Origin of the sequence: Leifsonia williamsii, from assembly GCF_030433685.1 — a bacterium.
Lineage (GTDB): Bacteria > Actinomycetota > Actinomycetes > Actinomycetales > Microbacteriaceae > Leifsonia > Leifsonia williamsii.
This window is the reverse complement of the sequence record NZ_JAROCF010000001.1, coordinates 3,201,994-3,220,872: the sequence shown is the minus strand read 5'-3', so window position 1 is coordinate 3,220,872 and position 18,879 is coordinate 3,201,994. Positions and strand designations below refer to the sequence as shown.

22 protein-coding genes are annotated in these 18,879 nt (G+C 70.9%); 8 read left to right on the top strand and 14 right to left on the bottom strand.

Features of this window, described 5'->3' with window-relative positions:
- Positions 1 to 12 precede the first annotated feature (12 nt).
- The 4 genes from P5G50_RS15215 to xseA are packed head-to-tail and all read right to left on the bottom strand — an operon-like array spanning position 13 to position 3,019.
- Complete coding sequence (locus tag P5G50_RS15215) at positions 13 to 681, bottom strand: carbonic anhydrase (RefSeq protein WP_301212396.1); 669 nt, start codon at positions 679 to 681, stop codon at positions 13 to 15.
- A complete protein-coding gene (locus tag P5G50_RS15210) occupies positions 681 to 1,337 on the bottom strand; it encodes a DUF4245 domain-containing protein (protein ID WP_301212398.1) in 657 nt (218 codons plus the stop codon). Before P5G50_RS15210 ends, P5G50_RS15215 begins: the two co-directional genes overlap by 1 nt.
- Before the next feature lie 10 nt (positions 1,338 to 1,347).
- Positions 1,348 to 1,620, bottom strand: coding sequence for an exodeoxyribonuclease VII small subunit (locus P5G50_RS15205; protein ID WP_301212400.1), 273 nt, complete (start codon positions 1,618 to 1,620; stop codon positions 1,348 to 1,350).
- 10 nt (positions 1,621 to 1,630) lie between these two features.
- On the bottom strand, positions 1,631 to 3,019 hold the full coding sequence (gene xseA / locus P5G50_RS15200) for an exodeoxyribonuclease VII large subunit (protein WP_435870904.1): 1,389 nt from the start codon (positions 3,017 to 3,019) through the stop codon (positions 1,631 to 1,633).
- A gap of 40 nt (positions 3,020 to 3,059) precedes the next feature.
- On the opposite strand from xseA, the gene P5G50_RS15195 reads away from it, so the two are divergent.
- Complete coding sequence (locus P5G50_RS15195; RefSeq protein ID WP_301212518.1) at positions 3,060 to 4,115, top strand: 4-hydroxy-3-methylbut-2-enyl diphosphate reductase; 1,056 nt, start codon at positions 3,060 to 3,062, stop codon at positions 4,113 to 4,115.
- A gap of 36 nt (positions 4,116 to 4,151) precedes the next feature.
- Here the strand turns inward: P5G50_RS15195 and P5G50_RS15190 are convergent, their stop codons facing one another.
- Entirely contained in the window at positions 4,152 to 4,595 is a 444-nt protein-coding gene (locus P5G50_RS15190) for a Rho termination factor N-terminal domain-containing protein (RefSeq protein ID WP_301212402.1), read from the bottom strand.
- Positions 4,596 to 4,654: 59 nt separating this feature from the next.
- Entirely contained in the window at positions 4,655 to 5,041 is a 387-nt protein-coding gene (locus P5G50_RS15185; protein WP_301212404.1) for a winged helix-turn-helix transcriptional regulator, read from the bottom strand.
- 94 nt (positions 5,042 to 5,135) lie between these two features.
- Here P5G50_RS15185 and P5G50_RS15180 point away from each other — a divergent pair, with 94 nt between their 5' ends.
- Positions 5,136 to 6,008, top strand: coding sequence for an SDR family oxidoreductase (locus P5G50_RS15180; protein ID WP_301212406.1), 873 nt, complete (start codon positions 5,136 to 5,138; stop codon positions 6,006 to 6,008).
- Positions 6,009 to 6,051: 43 nt separating this feature from the next.
- Here the strand turns inward: P5G50_RS15180 and P5G50_RS15175 are convergent, their stop codons facing one another.
- Together P5G50_RS15175 and fbaA are read right to left on the bottom strand one after the other, a co-directional pair.
- On the bottom strand, positions 6,052 to 6,666 hold the full coding sequence (locus tag P5G50_RS15175; RefSeq protein WP_301212408.1) for a DUF6264 family protein: 615 nt from the start codon (positions 6,664 to 6,666) through the stop codon (positions 6,052 to 6,054).
- Between the two features lie 59 nt (positions 6,667 to 6,725).
- Positions 6,726 to 7,754, bottom strand: a complete 1,029-nt coding sequence (gene fbaA / locus P5G50_RS15170; protein WP_301212409.1) for a class II fructose-bisphosphate aldolase — start codon at positions 7,752 to 7,754, stop codon at positions 6,726 to 6,728.
- Between the two features lie 162 nt (positions 7,755 to 7,916).
- On the opposite strand from fbaA, the gene P5G50_RS15165 reads away from it, so the two are divergent.
- From P5G50_RS15165 to glpX, 5 genes are all read left to right on the top strand, one after another.
- Positions 7,917 to 9,275, top strand: a complete 1,359-nt coding sequence (locus tag P5G50_RS15165; RefSeq protein WP_301212411.1) for an NAD(P)H-dependent oxidoreductase — start codon at positions 7,917 to 7,919, stop codon at positions 9,273 to 9,275.
- 95 nt (positions 9,276 to 9,370) lie between these two features.
- Positions 9,371 to 10,117, top strand: a complete 747-nt coding sequence (locus P5G50_RS15160; protein ID WP_301212412.1) for a FadR/GntR family transcriptional regulator — start codon at positions 9,371 to 9,373, stop codon at positions 10,115 to 10,117.
- 58 nt (positions 10,118 to 10,175) lie between these two features.
- Positions 10,176 to 11,492, top strand: coding sequence for an MFS transporter (locus P5G50_RS15155; RefSeq protein ID WP_363319479.1), 1,317 nt, complete (start codon positions 10,176 to 10,178; stop codon positions 11,490 to 11,492).
- A 99-nt stretch (positions 11,493 to 11,591) separates the two neighbouring features.
- Positions 11,592 to 12,869, top strand: coding sequence for a four-carbon acid sugar kinase family protein (locus P5G50_RS15150; protein ID WP_301212414.1), 1,278 nt, complete (start codon positions 11,592 to 11,594; stop codon positions 12,867 to 12,869).
- Between the two features lie 259 nt (positions 12,870 to 13,128).
- A complete protein-coding gene (gene glpX / locus P5G50_RS15145) occupies positions 13,129 to 14,133 on the top strand; it encodes a class II fructose-bisphosphatase (protein WP_301212416.1) in 1,005 nt (334 codons plus the stop codon).
- A 27-nt stretch (positions 14,134 to 14,160) separates the two neighbouring features.
- On the opposite strand, the gene P5G50_RS15140 is transcribed toward glpX, so the two are convergent.
- The 4 genes from P5G50_RS15140 to P5G50_RS15125 all read right to left on the bottom strand — a co-directional run bounded on the left by P5G50_RS15140 (position 14,161) and on the right by P5G50_RS15125 (position 16,133).
- Positions 14,161 to 14,724 (bottom strand): GNAT family N-acetyltransferase, encoded by a 564-nt coding sequence (locus P5G50_RS15140; RefSeq protein ID WP_301212417.1) that lies wholly within the window; start codon positions 14,722 to 14,724, stop codon positions 14,161 to 14,163.
- Positions 14,725 to 14,789: 65 nt separating this feature from the next.
- Positions 14,790 to 15,119, bottom strand: a complete 330-nt coding sequence (locus P5G50_RS15135; RefSeq protein ID WP_301212419.1) for a YciI family protein — start codon at positions 15,117 to 15,119, stop codon at positions 14,790 to 14,792.
- 36 nt (positions 15,120 to 15,155) lie between these two features.
- Complete coding sequence (locus tag P5G50_RS15130) at positions 15,156 to 15,617, bottom strand: phage tail protein (protein ID WP_301212421.1); 462 nt, start codon at positions 15,615 to 15,617, stop codon at positions 15,156 to 15,158.
- Between the two features lie 123 nt (positions 15,618 to 15,740).
- Entirely contained in the window at positions 15,741 to 16,133 is a 393-nt protein-coding gene (locus P5G50_RS15125; protein WP_301212424.1) for a DUF2510 domain-containing protein, read from the bottom strand.
- Positions 16,134 to 16,569: 436 nt separating this feature from the next.
- On the opposite strand from P5G50_RS15125, the gene P5G50_RS15120 reads away from it, so the two are divergent.
- Positions 16,570 to 17,412, top strand: coding sequence for a hypothetical protein (locus tag P5G50_RS15120; RefSeq protein WP_301212426.1), 843 nt, complete (start codon positions 16,570 to 16,572; stop codon positions 17,410 to 17,412).
- A 16-nt stretch (positions 17,413 to 17,428) separates the two neighbouring features.
- Here P5G50_RS15120 and P5G50_RS15115 read toward each other — a convergent pair whose 3' ends face one another.
- Together P5G50_RS15115 and ychF are read right to left on the bottom strand one after the other, a co-directional pair.
- A complete protein-coding gene (locus tag P5G50_RS15115; protein ID WP_301212428.1) occupies positions 17,429 to 17,767 on the bottom strand; it encodes a hypothetical protein in 339 nt (112 codons plus the stop codon).
- A 33-nt stretch (positions 17,768 to 17,800) separates the two neighbouring features.
- Positions 17,801 to 18,874 carry a redox-regulated ATPase YchF gene (gene ychF / locus P5G50_RS15110; RefSeq protein WP_301212430.1) on the bottom strand — a complete coding sequence of 358 codons (1,074 nt, stop codon included), beginning with the start codon at positions 18,872 to 18,874 and terminating at the stop codon, positions 17,801 to 17,803.
- Positions 18,875 to 18,879: the final 5 nt, after the last annotated feature.

Below are 18,879 nucleotides of genomic sequence, written 5' to 3'. Positions count from 1 at the left end.
CTCGTGCGCCGGTCAGCGCGCGGGCGTTGGGTCGGCGACCGGATCGGCCATTCCGACGACGACGTCGGGGACGACCCGACCTTCCTGGAGCCGGTAGTTCGCTCCGACGATCGCGAGCGTGTTCGCGGCCACGGCCGCGCTGATCACCTCGGACCGCGCGAGCAGCTCCCCGACGGTGTCGCGCAGGTGCTCGCGGCCCACCTCGCCGGCGTCCACCGTCGCGGGGTCGATGTGCGCGTCGGCGGCGGTGCCGGTGACGCGGTGCACGGCCGGGACGATCGGCGCGATCAGGTTGGCGATGTGCGGGGGCAGCGGCTCCGCGTCCTCCGCCTGGGAGGCGATGGCCGAGGCGACGGCGCCGCAGGCGTCATGGCCGAGCACGAGGATGAGCGGCACGTTGAGCACCGCGACCGCGTAGTCCAGCGAGCCCAGGACGGAGTCCGAGATGACCTGCCCGGCGTTGCGCACCACGAACGCGTCGCCGAGGCCCATGTCGAAGATGATCTCGGCCGCGAGGCGCGAGTCGGCGCAGCCGAAGATCGCGGCGACGGGCGCCTGGCCGGCGGCGACGGACTCGCGGCGCTCGACGTCCTGGTGCGGGTGCTGGGGAGTCCCTGCGATGAAGCGCTCATTGCCCGCGAGCATGGCGTTCCAGATGCGGCCCGGTCGGGTCGTCGGCATCACTTGCCTCCCAGTTGTGTGATCTGACCGGCCAGCGCGTCGGCGACCGTGTCGAATTCGGCGTCGTCGGCGGTTCCGAAGACGATGATGGAGCTCCTGCCGGCCTCCGTGGACAGCCCGTAGGCGACATTGCCGTTGTCGGAGCTGGAGGTGCGGTTGTCGTAGACGTCCCAGGTCACGCCGCTGATCGAGCGCGTGCCCTTGATCATGGTGCGGTTCACCTGCTCGGCGACCCAGCTCTCGTTGGCCTCGAAGCCCTGGGTGACGCCGATGTACTCGCCCTTCGGCGTCAGCAGCCCGATGTACCAGTAGTCCACCTTGTCGGCGGTCCTGGTGCGCAGCTCGGCGTTGTTGGCCTTCCAGCCGGCCGGGAGCTTCGGCACCAGGAGGCGGTCGGGCTCGCTGCCCTGCGCCTCCTGCGCGATCTTCGCGTAGTCGACGGCGGGGGCGTCGGCGGTCGGATTGCCGCGCGGCACCGCGAGCACGATGACGACGACCAGGGCGAGGGTCGCGAGGAGCGAGTAGACGAGGTTGTTGACCGTCTGCCGGTTGCGGTGGTTCGCGGAGTTCTGCGCCTTGCGGGCGGCGGTCTCCTCCGGGGTCTCCGGTCGGCCGAGCTCGGCGACGACGGCGGGGGGCTTGGTGCGGGGGCTCATGCGGCGGAACTCATTCGGGGTCAGCGGCTCCGGCGGTCGCGGAGGCGGGGGAGGAGGCGCCTGCTCCGGCGCGGGCGGCGTCGAGCCGCGCCTTCGCGCCGATCAGCCACTCCTCGCAGTGGCGGGCGAGGGCCTCGCCGCGCTCCCAGAGGGCGATCGACTCCTCGAGGGTGGCCTGGCCCTGCTCCAGGGCGGCGACGACGCGGACGAGCTCGTCGCGCGCCTCCTCGTAGCCGAGGGAGCTGAGGGGATCGGAGCCGGGGCTCGTCTCGGGTGTGGCCATGCCGTCCATTCTATTTCCCCCGCTGAGCGGTGGCTGGGCCGGAGGAGCCGAGGCTGGAATCGGAGGGACCGTCGTCGTGGTGCGCGGGAGAGGCGAGCGCCTCGCCCGCGGTGGCGGCGAACGCGCCGTCGGAGACGGTCACCCGCAGGGCGGAGCCGGCCGGCGCCTCCGCGGGGGAGGAGACGACGTGCCCGGCGTCGTTCTGCACGATCGCGTACCCGCGGTCGAGGGTGGCCTGCGGCGACAGGGCGCGCAGCTGCCCGCGCAGCTCGGCGACGCGCGTGGTCTCGCGGTCGACGCAGCGCTCCATCAGCTCGGCGCCGCGGGCGACGTACCGGGTGAGCTCCTGGGCGCGCGTGTCGACGATCCACGACGAGGAGGCGAGCACCGGCCGGGTGCGGAGGTGGCCGATGCGGTCGATCTCGTTCGCGATCATGTGCGTGACCCGCATGCCGATCCTGGCCCTGGCCTGCTGCACCCGGGCGAGCTCCTCGGCGACGTCGGGGACCACGCGCTTGGCCGCATCGGTGGGCGTGGAGGCGCGGAGGTCCGCCACCTCGTCCAGCAGCGGCCGGTCGGCCTCGTGGCCGATGGCCGAGACGATCGGGGTCAGGGCCTCCGCCGCCGCGCGCACCAGCCGCTCGTCGCTGAAGCCGAGGAGGTTCTGGAAGTCGCCGCCGCCGCGCGCGACGATGATGACCTCCACCTCGGGGTCGGCGTCGAGCCGCCGGATCGCGCCCATCACCTCCGGAACCGTCCGCTCGCCCTGCACCGCGGCGTACACGACGCGGAAGCGCACGGCGGGCCAGCGCAGCTGCGCGTTGCGCAGCACGTCCTTCTCGGCGTCGGAGTCCTTGCCGGTGACGAGGCCGATCGTGTGCGGGAGGAACGGGAGGCGCTTCTTGCGCTCGAGGGCGAACAGCCCCTCCGCCGCGAGCTGGGCGCGCAGCCGCTCCAGCCGCTCCAGGAGGTCGCCGAGACCCACGTGCCGCATGTCGAAGACCTGCATGGTGAGCGTGCCGCCCTTGAGCCAGTAGTTCGGCTTGACGGCGGCGATCACGCGGTCGCCCTGCTTCAGGTCGGCCGGGATGCGCGCCTTCACCGACGACCAGATCGTGAAGCTGATCGTCGCGTCCTCGTTGAGGTCCTTCAGCTTGCCGTAGACGTTGCCGCCGGAGACGCCCCACTGCGTGATCTCGCCCTCGACCCACGCGGTGCCGAGCCGATCGATCCAGCCCTTGATCTTGGACGCGAGCAGCGCGACCGGCCAGGGCGCGTCGAGCGTCGGCGGGCCGGCGGTGAACGCGGGGGCGCCCGTCGGTGCGCTCGTCGGTGCGCTCGAGGGTGCGCTCGCCGTCTCCGTCACCGCGTCCTCCCATCCGTCGTTCAGCGCGCTCACGTACGATCGAGGGGTGAGCGACGCAACCATCAGCCTTCCGATGCCCCGGATCCCCGTTCGCCGGGCGCCCGGTGTGCGCGGCCGGCTTCAGGATATCCCGGTCGTCGGACAGAAGCGGGTGCTGCTGGCGGCACCGCGCGGGTACTGCGCCGGCGTCGACCGCGCCGTGGTCGCGGTCGAGAAGGCGCTCGAGCACTACGGCGCGCCGGTGTACGTGCGCAAGCAGATCGTCCACAACGTGCACGTCGTGTCCGAGCTCGAGAAGCAGGGCGCGATCTTCGTCGACGAGGTCGACGAGGTGCCCCAGGGCGCGCACGTCGTGTTCTCCGCACACGGCGTCTCTCCGGCGGTCGTGCAGGGCGCTGCGGCGCGTGGGCTGCACGCGATCGACGCGACCTGCCCGCTGGTGACCAAGGTGCACCGCGAGGCCGTGCGGTTCGCGCGCGACGACTTCGAGATCCTGCTCATCGGCCACGAGGGCCACGAGGAGGTCGAGGGCACCGCGGGCGAGGCGCCCGAGCACGTGACCCTCGTCAACGGTCCCGGCGACGCCGACACCGTGCAGGTGCGCGACCCCGACAAGGTCGTGTGGCTGTCGCAGACCACGCTCTCGGTCGACGAGACGATGGAGACCGTGCGCCGCCTGCGCGAGCGCTTCCCGAACCTCCAGGACCCGCCCAGCGACGACATCTGCTACGCGACGCAGAACCGCCAGGTCGCCATCAAGAAGGTCGCCGAGCAGGCGGAACTCGTGATCGTGGTCGGCTCGGCCAACTCCTCCAACTCGGTGCGGCTCGTGGAGGTCGCGCTCGAGTACGGGGCGAAGGCCGCGTACCGGGTCGACTACGCCTCCGAGATCCGCCAGGAGTGGCTGGACGGCGTCGCATCGGTCGGCGTGACGAGCGGCGCGTCCGTGCCCGAGGTGCTGGTGCAGGAGGTGCTCGACGAGCTCTCCGCCGCCGGCTACGGCGAGGTGCAGGAGGTCAAGACCGCCGAGGAGGACCTGATGTTCTCGCTGCCGAAGGAGCTCCGCAAGGACATCTCCGGCAAGCAGGACGCGCGGGCGCTCGGCGGGCGCGGAGGCGCAGGCCGCTGAGCCGTCCCGTACTGACCGGTGCCGCCTCGGTCGGCGCTACTCGCTGAGGCGCTCGATCAGCTGCGCCTTCGACAGCCGCGAAACGTTCGCGAGACCGCGGGCGCGTGCGACATCCCGCAGGGCCTGCGCCGTCATGCGGTCGAGTGCAGGGTCGTGCGGCTCGGCGGTGGCCGTCGAGCCGGCGAACTCCGCCGCGGTGTCGGCCGTCGGGTCCTCGACGTTCGGCAGCGGCGGGGTGAGGTCGATGGCGGAGGCGGAGGTCGGCTCGTCGGGCGCGCTCTGCTCAGCGGGCCGCGTGCCCGCGGTGGTGCGCGGGCCGGCCGCATCCGCAAGGCGGGCGCGCAGCTTCTGCGCCTTCTTCCGCGCCTTCTTGTCGACCGCCTCCGCGGCCTCCACCGCCGCGTCGACGGCCTTCACGGCGCGCTTGTAGGCCTTCTTGGCCGCCTTCTCGAGCTTGTCCTGCTTCTTCTGCTTGGCCATGCCTCGACGTTCCCACCGGGCAGCGCCCAGGGCAAGAGCAGAGCGGGCGTCAGCGCGCGTCAGTCCGCCGGGCCGCTCGCCTCGCCCACGATCTCGTCGGCGTGGTCGGAGATCCAGGACATGAGCGGGAGGAGATGCTCCGTCAGCGCCCGGCCGCGCTCGGTGAGGCTGTAGTCGACCCGGGGAGGGATCGTCGGCTGGGCGGTTCGGAGGACGAAGCCGTCGTGCTCCAGGGTGCGGAGCGTCTGGGCCAGCATCTTCTCGCTGATGCCCTGCACGGTGCGGCGCAGCTCGCCCCAGCGGTGGTCGCTCTGCGAGAGGGCGACGAGCACGAGCACGCCCCAGGTGCTCGTGACGTGATTCAGCACGATCCGGCTCGGGCAGGCGGCGGGGAGGACGCCGTCGGTGAAGCCGTAGCCGCTCAGCGGCCTGTTTCCGATGTCCACGTCAGTAACTTACCGAAAAGTGGGTACCCGCGGATGGGAAGTTTCGGCGCGCGGAGCGGGTTCGCCTTCATGTCCGACCGAAAGGAAACCACCCATGACCATCCTCGTCACCGGAGCCACCGGCCACCTCGGCCGTCTCGTCGTCGACGCGCTGCTCGAGCGCGGCGTGCCCGCTGAGCAGATCCGCGCCGCCGGCCGCTCGGCCGAGCGCCTCGCCCCGCTCGCCGCCCGCGGCGTCGACACCGCCGTGATCGACTTCGAGCGCCCCGAGACGCTCGTGCCCGCGTTCGACGGCGTCGACGCCGTGCTGCTCGTCTCCGGTTCCGAGGTCGGCAAGCGCGTGGCCCAGCACGCCAACGCCATCGAGGCCGCGAAGGCCGCCGGCGTCTCCCGCCTGGTCTACACGAGCGCGCCGCGCGCGACCGACTCCGCGCTGGTGCTGGCGCCGGAGCACGCCGAGACCGAGCGGCTGCTCGCCGCCTCCGGCCTCCCGGTCACCATCCTGCGCAACAATTGGTACACCGAGAACTACGTCGGCCAGCTCGACACCGCCGCAGCGACGGGCGAGCTCGTCGGCAGCGCGGGGGAGGGGCGGGTCGCCAGCGCCTCCCGCAAGGACTACGCGGAGGCCGCGGCCGTGGTGCTCACGGAGCCGGGCCACGACGGCGCGGTCTACGAGCTGAGCGGCGACGTCGCGTGGACGTTCGACGAGCTCGCCGCCACGATCGGCTCGCTGATCGGCCGCGAGGTCGCCTACCGCTCGGTGTCGCCGGAGGAGCACGCGAGCATCCTCAGCGGCGCCGGCCTCGACGAGGGCACGGTCGGCTTCGTCGTCGCGCTCGACGGCAACATCCGCGACGGGCTGCTCGGGGAGGCGACCCCGACGCTCCGCGAGCTGATCGGCCGCCCGACCACGCCGCTCGCCGAGGGTCTCGCCGAGGCGCGCGAGGACGACGCGGCGGCCTGAGCCGGGACGCAGCCGTCGAGCCCGCCGCGCCGGGCGCCTCCGATCAGGGGGTGCTCGGCGCGGGCGGCGGCGAGAAGCCGCCATAGACGTCCAGCAGCGCCGGGTCGGTGGAGACCATGAGGCTCGCGAAGACGATCAGCGCGATGAAGGCGATGACGCCCGTGATGAGCGGCACGTAGAACGCGACGCGCTTGCGCACCAGGAGCCAGACGGAGAGGCCGGTCGACACCGCCCACAGGCCCGCCATCGTGATGGTGCCGATCGTGACGATGGTGCCGACGACCGGCTCGGGCGTGTAGTCGCCGAGGCCCTGCGAGCTGTGCAGCAGCTGCAGGTAGGCGGGGAACGCCTGCAGGATGCCGATGGAGTACGACAGCCCGAAGAAGCCGAAGACCAGCAGGAGGACCGTCAGCGGCAGATCCCAGCGCGAGGTGGCGCGGGGCTGCTGCAGCACGCCGCCCGGAGGCGCCTGGTAGGCGTGGGGAGGCGGCGCCTGGTGCTCGACGGGCGACTCTTCCGCTCCGGACGCAGCGGGGCTGGTCCGGGAGGTGTCGAGCCGGTCGGCGTCGGCCGGCGGCGTCCAGGTCCAGCCCGGTGGCGCCAGCTCGCCGTACTTCGGCCGCGGCCGCTCGTCCGGCTGCGGGTGCTGCTCGGCCATCCCGGCCGCCTCCTCGATGGTGCGCGGCGGCCGGCACGGGGCCGGCCGCCGCTGACGGACTACTTGCCGGAGTGGCCGGCCGAGCCGAGCTGCTGCGTGGCCTCGACGACGCGGGCGGCCATCGCCGACTCCGCGACCTTGCCCCACGCGCGCGGGTCGTACAGCTTCTTGTTGCCGACCTCGCCGTCGACCTTGATCACGCCGTCGTAGTTCTTCAGCATGTAGTCGGCGATGGAGCGGGTGAAGGCGTACTGCGTGTCGGTGTCGATGTTCATCTTCACGACGCCGTTGCGCACGGCCTCCGCGATCTCGGCGTCGGTCGAGCCGGAGCCGCCGTGGAAGACCAGGTCGAGCGGCTTGGCGCCGGTGCCGTACTTCGCCGCGATGCCGTCCTGGATCTCCTTGAGGAGCTCCGGGCGCAGCTTCACGTTGCCCGGCTTGTAGACACCGTGCACGTTGCCGAAGGTGAGGGCGGCCATGTAGCGGCCGTTCTCGCCGAGGCCCAGCGCCTCTACGGCCTTCTCGACGTCGGCGAGAGTCGTGTAGAGGGCCTCGTTGGAGCCCTCGTGACGCACGCCGTCCTCCTCGCCGCCGACGACGCCGATCTCGACCTCGAGGATGGCGTTGATGGCCTTGGTGCGCTTGATCATCTGCTGCGCGATCTCGATGTTCTCGTCGAGCGGCACAGCGGAGCCGTCCCACATGTGGGACTGGAAGATCGGGTTGCGGCCGGCCTTCACCTCCTCCTCCGAGGCGGCGATGAGCGGCAGCACGAAGTCGTCGAGCGCGTTCTTGGGGCAGTGGTCGGTGTGCAGTGCGACGGTCACCGGGTAGTTCTTCGCGACCTCGGTCGCGAACTTCGCGAACGCGAGGGCACCGGTCGCGCGCGCCTTGACGGACTGGCCCGCGAAGTAGTCGGCGCCGCCGGTGGTCACCTGGATGATGCCGTCGCTGCCCGCCTCGGTGAGGCCCTGCAGCACCGCGTTGATCGTCGACGACGACGACACGTTGAACGCGGGGTAGGCGAAGCCGCCGGCCTTCGCCTTGTCGAGCATCTCTGCGTACTGGTCCGGCGTTGCGATGGGCATTGAAGCTCCTTGAAGAGATCGGGGTGTCGAACGGGTCTCATCATACGGGCGCTTGACAGGGCGGGAGTCGTCTCCCATCATGGTCAAAGGCTTGATGGTCTGACCATCATTCCAAGAACCACCGAAGGACGGCCCGCGGGCCGGCCACGAAGGAGTAGGCACATGAATCTGCACTCCCTGTTGCAGAAGCGGACCGCGGAAGCCGGCCCCATCCGCGTCGGCGTCATCGGCGCCGGCAAGTTCTCGTCGATGTTCCTGACCCAGGCCGTGAACAGCCCGGGCTTCCACGTCGTGGGCGTCGCCGACATCAACGTCCCGAAGGCCAAGGGCGCGCTGGAGCGCACCGGCTGGGCGGCCGAGCGTTACGCCGCCGCGAGCTTCGACGAGGCGCTGCGCACCGGCGCCACCTTCGTCACCGAGAGCGCGGACGCCCTGCTCGAGCGGCCCGAGATCGAGGTCGTGCTCGAGATCACCGGTAACCCGATCATCGGCACCTATCACGCGCTCAAGGCCATCGACAACGGCAAGCACGTCATCATGGTCAACGTGGAGGCGGACTGCATGGTCGGCCCGATCCTCCAGCGCCGCGCCCAGGCCGCCGGCGTCGTCTACTCGATGGCGTACGGCGACCAGCCCGCGCTCATCTGCGAGATGGTCGACTGGTGCCGCACGGTCGGCTTCGACGTCGTCGCCGCGGGCAAGGGCACCAAGTACCTCCCCGAGTACAACTACTCGACGCCCGACACCGTGTGGAACTACTACGGCTTCACCGACGAGCAGCTGGCCTCCGGCGACTACAACCCGAAGATGTTCAACTCGTTCCTCGACGGCACCAAGTCGGCGATCGAGATGGCGGCCGTGGCCAACGGCACCGGGCTGATCCCGCAGGACGAGGGCCTCAACTTCACCCCGGCCGGCGTCGACGAGCTGTCGACCCTGATCATCCCGAAGGTGAACGGCGGCACCCTCAGCCGCTCCGGGACCGTCGAGATCGTCTCCAGCCTCAACCGCGACGGCAGCGATGTGTACCGCGACCTCCGCTGGGGCGTCTACGTCACCTTCGAGGCCCGCACGGACTACGCCGTGCAGTGCTTCGCGGAGTACGGCGTGCAGACCGACCCGTCCGGCCGCTTCGGCGAGCTGTACCGGCCGTACCACATGATCGGGCTCGAGCTCGGGGTCTCGATCGCGGCCGCCGTGCTGCGCAACGAGGCGACCGGTGCCCCCACCGGCTTCCGCGGCGACGTCGTCACGACCGCCAAGAAGGACCTCCGCGCCGGCGAGACGCTCGACGGCGAAGGCGGTTACACGGTGTTCGGCAAGCTCGCCCCCGCGGCGGTCTCGCTCGAGCACAACGCCCTGCCGCTCGGCCTCGCCCACGGCGCCAAACTCATCCGCGACGTGCCGAAGGACCGCATGGTCTCGTGGGACGACATCGACGTGGACGAGACGCTCCAGGCCGTGCAGGTCCGCAAGGAACTCGAGGCGGAGTTCCGCAGCGAGCACCTGGCCGCGGTCTGACCGACAGACCATGAGCGCCATGAACCCTAGACTGCTTCTCACCGGAGGCGACGCTCCTGGCGCCGACTCCGACGAGAACCAGATGGGGGGACCCGATGTCCGCAGATGCGACGTGGGAGCCCGTGCAGCGGGTGCGCACGTACGAGCAGGTCATGGCGCAGATCGAGGAGCGCATCCTCGACGGCCGGCTGAAGGCGGGCGACCACCTGCCGAGCGAGCGCGACCTCGCGCTGTCGCTGGGCGTCAGCCGGCCGTCGCTCCGGGAGAGCCTCCGCGTGCTGGAGGCGCTCGGCGTGGTGGACATCCGCCGCGGCGGCGGGCCGGAGGGCGGGGCGGTGCTGGTCGGGACGCCCGGTCCCGGCTTCGTCAACCTCCTCAAGCTCCAGCTCGCCCTCGGGCACTTCAGCCAGACCGACGTGCTCGAGACGCGCATCGCGCTCGAGACCTGGTCGTGCTGGGAGGCGGCCCATCGCGCGACGGATGAGGACCACACCCGGCTGGCCGGCATCCTCGACGCGATGGAGGACCCGGAGATCGACACGGGCGAGTTCAACCGGCTCGACAGCGCCTTCCACGTGGCGATCGCCGAGTCCACCGGCAACGCCTTGACCGCCCACCTGATGCAGTCCCTCCGGATCGCGATCAACCGCCAGATGATCGAGGCCTACGCGAGCCTCGAGAACTGGCGGGAGACCGCGAAGACGGTCAGGGCCGAGCATCGCGAACTCCTCGCCGCCATCGTGCGGCGGGACCCCGATGAGGCCGCGCGCCAGGTGCGCGACCACATCACCAGCTTCTACAAGATCGGCAACGTCGGCGGGGTCAGCAGCCCCGCCGGGTAGGCCAGGGAGAGGGTCTCCCGGCCTGATGAGTATCAAGGGAGATATCCTCACCATGACCATGACAGCGACCCGCTCGCAGCAGGCGGCCAACGGCTCGCCCGACAGGCTCAAGGTGGCCATCGGCTCCGCCGTCGGCACCACGGTCGAGAACTACGACTTCCTCGCCTACGGCACCGCCGCAGCGCTCTACTTCGGCACCGACTTCTTCCCCAGCGAGGACCCGGTGGTCGGCGTCCTGCTCGGCTTCCTGACCTTCGGCATCGGCTTCGCGATGCGCCCGCTCGGCGGCATCATCGGCGGCTTCCTCGGCGACAAGTACGGCCGCAAGCCGGTGCTCGTCGGCGCGCTGTTCGTCATGGGCATCTCGACCGTGCTGATCGGCCTGCTGCCGACGTACGCGCAGGTCGGCCTCCTGGCTCCGCTGCTGCTCACCGCCATCCGCGTGGTGCAGGGCCTCGCCTTCGGTGCGGAGTGGGGCGGCGCCATCCTGATGACGTTCGAGCACGCGCCGTGGCGCAAGCGCGGCAAGTACTCCGCCATCCCGCAGGTCGGCGTGCCGCTCGGCGTCTTCCTCGCGAACGTCGCCTTCCTGCTGTCGGCCGGCCTCGGCAACGAGCTCGCCTGGCGGCTGCCGTTCATGCTCAGCGCCGTGCTGATCATCGCCGGCCTCATCATCCGCCTCAAGGTCTCCGAGAGCCCCGAGTTCGAGGAGGCGAAGACGGCGGGCACCCTGGTCAAGAACCCGATCCTCACCGTGCTGCGCAACGACTGGCGCACCGTGCTGCGCGTCATCGCGCTGCGCCTGGCCGAGACCGGCGGCTTCTACGTCATCGTCACCTACCTGATCAGCTACATCACCTCGGGCGAGATCGCCTCCCGCGAGACCGCGCTGACCGGCCTGATCATCGCGACGGCGCTCGGCTGCTTCACGACCGTGCTGTTCGGCGCGCTCAGCGACCGGATCGGCCGGAAGAAGACGTACCTGATCGGTTCGCTGCTCACGATCGCCTTCGGCTTCCCGATGTTCCTCATGGTCAACACCGGCCTGCCGTTCCTGATCGTGCTCGTCTACGTGATCGGACTCGCCATCATCCACGACATGCTCGCCGGCACCCAGGGCGCCTACTTCAGCGAGCTGTTCAACACCAACACGCGCACCTCCGGCGCCTCCCTCGGCTACCAGTTCTCGGCCGCCATCTCGGGCTTCATTCCCTTCATCGCCACGGCTGCGGCGATCGGGATGGGCTGGGGCGGCGTCGCGTGGATCTATGTCGCCGTCGGCGTGATCGGCCTGCTCGGCGTCGTGCTCACCCGCGAGACCTGGGGCGCCGCGGAGCGCGCCGAGGTCGAGCGCGTGATCGCGTCCGGCGAGTAGGCCCTCGCAGTGGCCGGGGGCGCGCGGGTCGCGCCCTCGGCCTCCTCTCCTCCGTCCCTTACTCCCGTCCCTTCTTCCGTCCCCTCCGAAAGGACCACCATGAAGACGGTCGTGCTCGACGACGACCCCACCGGCACCCAGTCCGCGACCGGCGTGCGCGTGCTGCTCGAGAGTGACGCGGACCTCCTGACCGAGGCGCTGCGGCTCAGCGACAGCGTGTACGTGCAGACCAACAGCCGCGCGATCGACGAGGATGCCGCCGTGCGTCTGGTGTCGCGGGTGAAGGCGGACGCCGAGGAGGCCGCACGCCGGCTGGGGGAGGAGCTGCAGTTCGTGCTGCGCGGCGACTCCACCCTCCGCGGGCACGTCTTCGCCGAGACCGAGGTGTTCCTCGACCACGACGACGCCGTGATGCTGTTCGTGCCTGCGTTCCCGGACGGCGGCCGCACCACGGTCGACGGCGTGCACCTGGTGCGCGTCGGCGAGGAGGTGCTCCCTGCGCACGAGACCGAGTATGCGCAGGACCCGGTGTTCCCGTTCTCCACGGGGATCCTGGCCGATTACGTTCGCGAGAAGTCCTCGCGCGAGCCGGTCGGAGTGCCGCTGTCGGTCGTCCGCGGCGATGCCTCCGCGCTGGCGACGGCGCTGGCGTCGGCGCCCGCGGGCAGCGTGCTGCTGCCGGACGCGCTGACCGACGACGACATCCGCCGCATCGCCGCCGCCGTGCAGGCCGCCCGCGTGCAGGGCGCGGTCATCGTGGTGCGCTCGGCCGCTCCGCTCGCCGCGGCGCTCGCCGGGGTGCAGAGCCAGGGGCTGCTGCCGCGGCCGATCGTGCCGTCGCCCCGTCCGACTCTGCTGGCGTGCGGCTCCCACACCGGCGGAGCCGCCGCGCAGCTGGCCCGCCTCCGCGAGGAGTGGGGCGAGGAGGCGGTCATCGACACCGCCGCCGCGCTCGCCGACCCCGTCGCCGGCGGCCGCGCCGCCGCCGATCGGGCGCGCACGCAGCTCGCCGACCGGCCACTGACCGTGGTGACCACCGAGCGCGTGCGGTCGGCCGAGAACAACACGCTCGCGCACGGCGAGAAGGTCATGACCGCCCTCACGACCGCCGTGCGCGATCTGCTCCCCGCGGTCGAGGTCGTGGTCGCGAAGGGCGGCATCACCTCCGCCGAGGTGGCCCGCACCGGCATCGGCGCGACCTGGGCGTACGTCGCCGGCCAGGTGCTCCCCGGCGTCTCGGTGTGGCGGATGCTCGCGCACGACGGCCGGGAGATCACCTACGTGGTCGTGCCGGGCAACGTCGGCGGGCCGGAGACGCTGGCCGACGTGCTGGACGCGGTCGGGCTGGTGCCGGTGCCGGCGCCGTCTGCGCTCTGACCGGCTCGTCGCGGCTCGTGCGCGGCGCCACTCGTGCACGGGGGTCCCGACATGCCGTCGGCGCGTCGTCGGCGCGGCGTGTCGGGACCCCTGTGCATGCGAAGACCCCTGCTCGTCGCGGCGTGTGCGTCCAGCGCGTGAACGTCTGTGCGGGTCCGGCCCCCGCGACCACCCCGCTGGCTACACTGGCAACGTCGCCGGCCGCCCTGTCGCCGGCGGCGCCGACACCGTCGTTCGAATCCGTCCGGGAGGACCCATCATGACCACCACCACCGACAGCGCATCCCACTTCAGCCACCCCGATCGGAACCTGGCGATGGAGCTGGTGCGGGCGACCGAGGCGGCGGCCATCCGTGCGACCCCCTGGATCGGGCGCGGCGACAAGAACGCGGCCGACGGCGCGGCGGTGGACGCGATGCGCAAGTTCCTCGGCACGGTCAACTTCGACGGCCTGATCGTCATCGGCGAGGGCGAGAAGGACAACGCCCCCATGCTCTTCAACGGGGAGCACGTCGGCAACGGCCGCGGCCCCGCCTGCGACATCGCCGTCGACCCGATCGACGGGACCTCGCTGACCGCGGCCGGCCGCCCGAATGCGCTCTCGGTGATCGCGGTGTCGGACCGCGGAACGATGCTCGACGCCTCCAGCGTCTTCTACATGTCCAAGATCGTCACCGGGCCGGAGGGACGCGGCGTCGTCGACCTGTCGCAGTCGATCGGCGACAACATCCGCGAGCTGGCGAAGGCGAAGAAGAAGCCGGTCGGCGAGATCCGCGTCGCCGTGCTCGACCGCCCCCGCCACGAGGGCCTGATCGAGGAGATCCGCGCGGCCGGCGCCGGCACGCGCCTCCTGCTCGACGGCGACGTCGCCGGCGGCATCAACGCCGCGCTCTACGAGTCGCGCATCGACATCTGCGTCGGTATCGGCGGCAGCCCGGAGGGGATCACCACGGCCTGCGCGATCAAGGCGCTCGACGGCTTCATGCAGGGCAAGCTCGCCCCCAAGGACGAGGCGGAGCGCGCGGGCGGCATCGCGGCGGGCCTCGACATGGACCGCATCTACGACGCCGACGACCTGGTGAAGGGCGACAACACCTTCTTCGTCGCCACGGGCGTCACCGACGGCGGCCTGGTCGACGGCGTCCGCCGCAAGGGCCCGGTCATCCGCACCGAGTCGATCGTGCTGCGCTCGAAGTCGGGCACGATCCGCCGCGTGAGCGCCGACCACCTGGCCGCGAAGTGGCTGGAGGCGGACCAGCTGTAGAGGCTGCGCGGGTGTGCGTGCGCGGGCTCAGAGCTCGCGCCGCATCACCCAGCGGGTCGTGCCGCCGGAGTGCGCGGCCGTCTCCTGCAGCCGGTGGAATCCGTGCGCCTCGAACAGCCGCACGGTGCCGACGTAACCGCTGATCACATCCACCCGCTCGGGCCCGGCGTCGACCGGGTACCCCTCCACCAGCTCCGCGCCGGAGGCCCGGGCGTGCTCCACCGCGCCGTCGAGCAGATCGTGCATGAGGCCGCGCTTGCGGAAGCCGCCGCGCACGACGAAGCACACGATCGACCACGGGTCGCGCTCCTCGTCGAGGTGCGGGATCGTGCGCGAGTTCAGCAGCCTCCGGTACGTCGACTTGGGTGCGACCGAGCACCAGCCCGCGACCTCGCCGTCGAGATAGGCGAGCACGCCCGGCCCGGGCTCGTGCGAGCACTCGTCTTCCATATAGGCGATGCGCTCCGGCATGCCCAGGCGGGCGTCGCGGTACGACATGCACACGCAGCCGCCGCCTCCCGGCTTGCGCGGCACCATGAAGGTCGCGAAGTCGTCGAAGCGCCCGGTCGCGGGAAGGACGTCGATCGTCATGGCGTGAGCGTAGTGGAGGGGGCCGACATCGGGTTTGTCGCGCGAGACTCTCGCGGGACCGGCCTTCAGAACGCGACGAGCGGCCGCAGCTCCACCCTGCCGTGCAGCGGTGCGCGCCGGGCCCAGGCCTCGGCCTCGTCGAGCGAGGCGCAGTCCAGCAGGTAGTAGCCGGCGGCGACCATGCCGTCGGCGACGATCGGCTGCTCTGGGGCGTCCTCCGCGGCGGCGTCGAGTTCCGTGCCGACGATACGCGCCTGCTCAGGCTCGAACATGCCGGAGTCGACGAAGACGCCGGCCTCCTGAGCATCGTTCTCGAACGCGGACCAGGCCGCGTAGTCGTCGGCGCCCCCGCCCTCGTACCTGCCGTGCGACCACATGAGGAGCATCACCTTCATGCCGGCGATGCTAGCGAGCGGGGCCGGTGCGCGGAATCAGTATTCGCCCTTCAGCACGAAGAACGAGCCGCGGATCGTGCCGGCAAGCTTCGACTTCTGCCGCGCGAACTTGAACGCGGACAGCTCCTCCGGCACCTCCATGCCGTCGGAGAGCTTGAACCCGACGGCGCGCTTGCCGCCCTCCTCCAGCGTGTAGAGGACGTTGATCGACAGCCCCGACTCGTAGAACACGTACGACCACCGCACGCCGCCCACCTCGAACTCGCTGAGATTGAGCGCGGGGGAGGCGATCACGATGTCGCGCTCCTCCTTCAGGATCCGGCTGATCCGCTCCAGCACCTCCGGCGCCTCCTCCGGCGTGTCGACGGTGAAGTCGTGCTCGTACTTGTTCTTGAAGTACCGCGCCTCGTTCGCGCGCAGCCCGGCGAGGGCGTCCGCAACGGGCGACGACTCGAGCCCGGTCGTGGAGACGTTCACGAAATCGACGGTGTACGGCATGTGTGCTGGCCTCCTGAGTCGGTGGGTGGCGCTGTGTGCGGGATCGGAACCAACGCTAGTGGGAGGAGCGGCGGCGCGACTTCTCGAAAACCGCTCAGCTGTGGAGGGAGTTCGGGTGCGGCGTCAGACGATCCGCTCGAACACCATGGTGGCCTGGATGCGGTCGCCGCCGCCGAGCCCCTTGCTCCCCGAAGCGGCTGTGGAGATGGTGTGCAGCCGGTAGCCGAGCGCGGCCTGCTTGTTGATGGCCTTCTCGAGCTCGGTCAGATTGCCCGACCCGGTTCCCCAGAGCTTCTCCTTCAGGATCACCTGGAGGACGACGTAGTCCATGCCGGCGGGCGCCGGCCGCGGCCGGCCTCCGGCGACGGACTCCGCCTCGATGCGGTCGACGATCCCCGAGATGCCCCCGGCCGCGGGGGCCGGCGGCTGCACCCGATCCGTCCAGGTCTGGCCGTCCCACCACCTCATCGTCCCGGAGCCGTCGTCGTACCATCCGGCCTGTGCATCTGCGGACATCGCCATTCCTCTCATCGGATCGTCTGTCGATCCGACTCGTAGTCTGACGGAGCCGGGATGCTGGCTGTGATCCCCAAAACGGGATGCGCAGCGCGATCCGCCGGACGAGGGTGCGAGCGCTGCGGGGCGACCGGAAGGGAGGCGCGTGTCCGGTCGATTATCGGCTGTGTTGAACATGGCAGAGGCCGACCCGGTGGTATCCCCTCTTTTCGCTGGCTTCGGAGGGACCGCGGCTGCCACGGTGTGTCTCTCCCGGCGCCGTTGACTTCTCCTTGCCCTCCATGCGGGCCTTGCCACTCCTCCACGGCTCCTCACCTGGGCGGTCGCTTCGAGGCGCCCGCGGCCTGTTTTGCACGGGAGCCGGACGTGCTTGGATGAGCGCGTGAGGCATCCGATGGATGCCCTGCCAGGACTGGCGCGTTGTGGGAGCACAGGCATGGAGCTCGACAGGCTGCGGCGAGCGGGAACGGATCCCGACCCGGAGTTCCTCGTGCGCGAACTGGTCGGCAGCGTCACGCGCGCACTCCCGGACGACGTCGCCGGAAGCGTGCTCGTGGTCGAGCGCACGCGCACACTCTCCGACTGGTTGGGCCGCCGCCCCGGCGCGATCACCCGGCTGCGGCTGTCGGGGGAGAGGGAGGCGCTGTCGCTGCGACAGGAGCCAGGTGGCCGATGGATCGCCGAGGTGGAGGAGTGCTACGCGGGCGTGGTGCTCTCGAACCACTCGATCACCTTCGGCCGCTGGCTGACGGCCTTCGCCGAGCTCGTCGACGATCTCGCCGTCCGCGCCGCAGAGGACTCGGCGGACGCCGCGCGTGCGCTGCAGAAGCTGGGCATCCTGCCGCCCGGATCGGAGGTCCACGTGGATGGCGCCGACCCCGCGCGAGACCTCTTGACGCTCGCTGCGCGTCTCGGACGCCGCGTGCCCGGGGAGGCTGTCGCGGCGGTCGGACGGATCGGCGCGCTGCTCGCCGAGACCCTTGCGCGAGTGGCCGGGTCGGGCGAGCCGGACGCGACCGTGCGGCTGGCGGCGACCGTCTACCTCCCGGACACGCTGCGGGCCTACCTCGCACTCCCGCCCGAATGGGCTGCCGAACACGTGCTGGCCGGCGGCCTCACGCCTGCCCAAGCGCTGCTCGCGCAACTCGACGCCCTCGAATCCGCCGCGCAGAGCATGAGGGACGCGGCGGTGGAGCAGGATGCGTCGGCCCTGCTGGTGAACGGGCGATTGCTCGCGGAGCGGTTCGCGGGGCCGCGGTTGGAGCTCGATTTGCCGTGAGTGGGGCGGGTGCCAGTCAATAGGTCAGCGGGATGGTGAACCCACCCGAGAACAGCACCACACCCAATCCGACGACCGCCAACCCCACGATCACGATGTACGAGAGCGTGCGCACCCAACCCCAGTCGTCGCCTCGAGCAGTGATGACCAGGGCCGCGGCGGGCACGAGCATGAGGCCGCCGAAGAGCAGCGTCGGAGCGACGCGAACGTCCGGTGCGGGGCACGGATACGCGAGCGCGCACAGCGTCGGAAGGCCCAGAGCGAGCCACATGAGAAGCCAGGTCGACAGCAGGATGCAGACCGCTGGGAGGGTCCTTGCTGCCAGGCGCATCCGTTGCGTCTTGTCAGCCTCCATATCGCCACTTTGGCAGAAGCCGGGCGGCCCGGCTCAGACGTTGAAGCGGAACTCCACCACGTCGCCGTCCTGCATGACGTAGTCCTTGCCCTCCATGCGGGCCTTGCCGCGGGAGCGGGCCTCGGCGATGCTGCCGGCCTCGACGAGGTCGTCGAAGGAGATGACCTCGGCCTTGATGAAGCCCTTCTCGAAGTCGGTGTGGATGACACCGGCCGCCTGCGGGGCCTTCCAGCCCTTGTGGATGGTCCAGGCGCGCGACTCCTTCGGGCCGGCCGTGAGGTAGGTCTGCAGGCCGAGGGTGTCGAAGCCGATGCGGGCGAGCTGGTCGAGGCCGCTCTCCTCCTGGCCGGTGGAGGCGAGGAGTTCCGCGGCGTCGGCCGCGTCGAGGTCGATCAGCTCGGACTCGAGCTTGGCGTCGAGGAACACGGCCTGCGCAGGGGCGACCAGGGCGGCGAGCTGTGCGCGGCGGGACTCGTCGGTGAGGACGTCCTCATCCACGTTGAACACGTAGATGAACGGCTTTGCCGTGAGCAGCCCGAGCTCCTTGATCGGCTCGAGGTCGATCGTGGAGGCCGACAGCGGCTTACCGTCGTTCAGGTACGCGATCGCCTCGCGCGTGGTCTCGAGGACGACCGGCTCCAGCTTGCGGCCCTTGACCTCCTTCTCGTACCGCGTCTCCGCCTTCTCGAGGGTCTGCAGGTCGGCGAGGATCAGCTCGGTGTTGATCGTCTCCATGTCACCGGCCGCGTCGACCTTGCCGGCGACGTGGACGACGTCGGGGTCGCTGAAGCCGCGGACCACCTGCGCGATGGCGTCCGCCTCGCGGATGTTCGCGAGGAACTTGTTGCCGAGGCCCTCACCCTCGCTCGCGCCCTTCACGATGCCGGCGATGTCGACGAACGACACCGGCGCCGGCACGATCCGCTCGCTCGAGAACAGCTCGGCGAGGGTGTCGAGGCGGGGGTCGGGCAGGTTCACCACGCCGACGTTCGGCTCGATCGTCGCGAACGGGTAGTTCGCGGCGAGCGCCGTGTTCTTGGTCAGCGCATTGAACAGGGTGGACTTGCCCACGTTGGGCAGCCCGACGATACCGATAGTGAGAGCCACGGTCG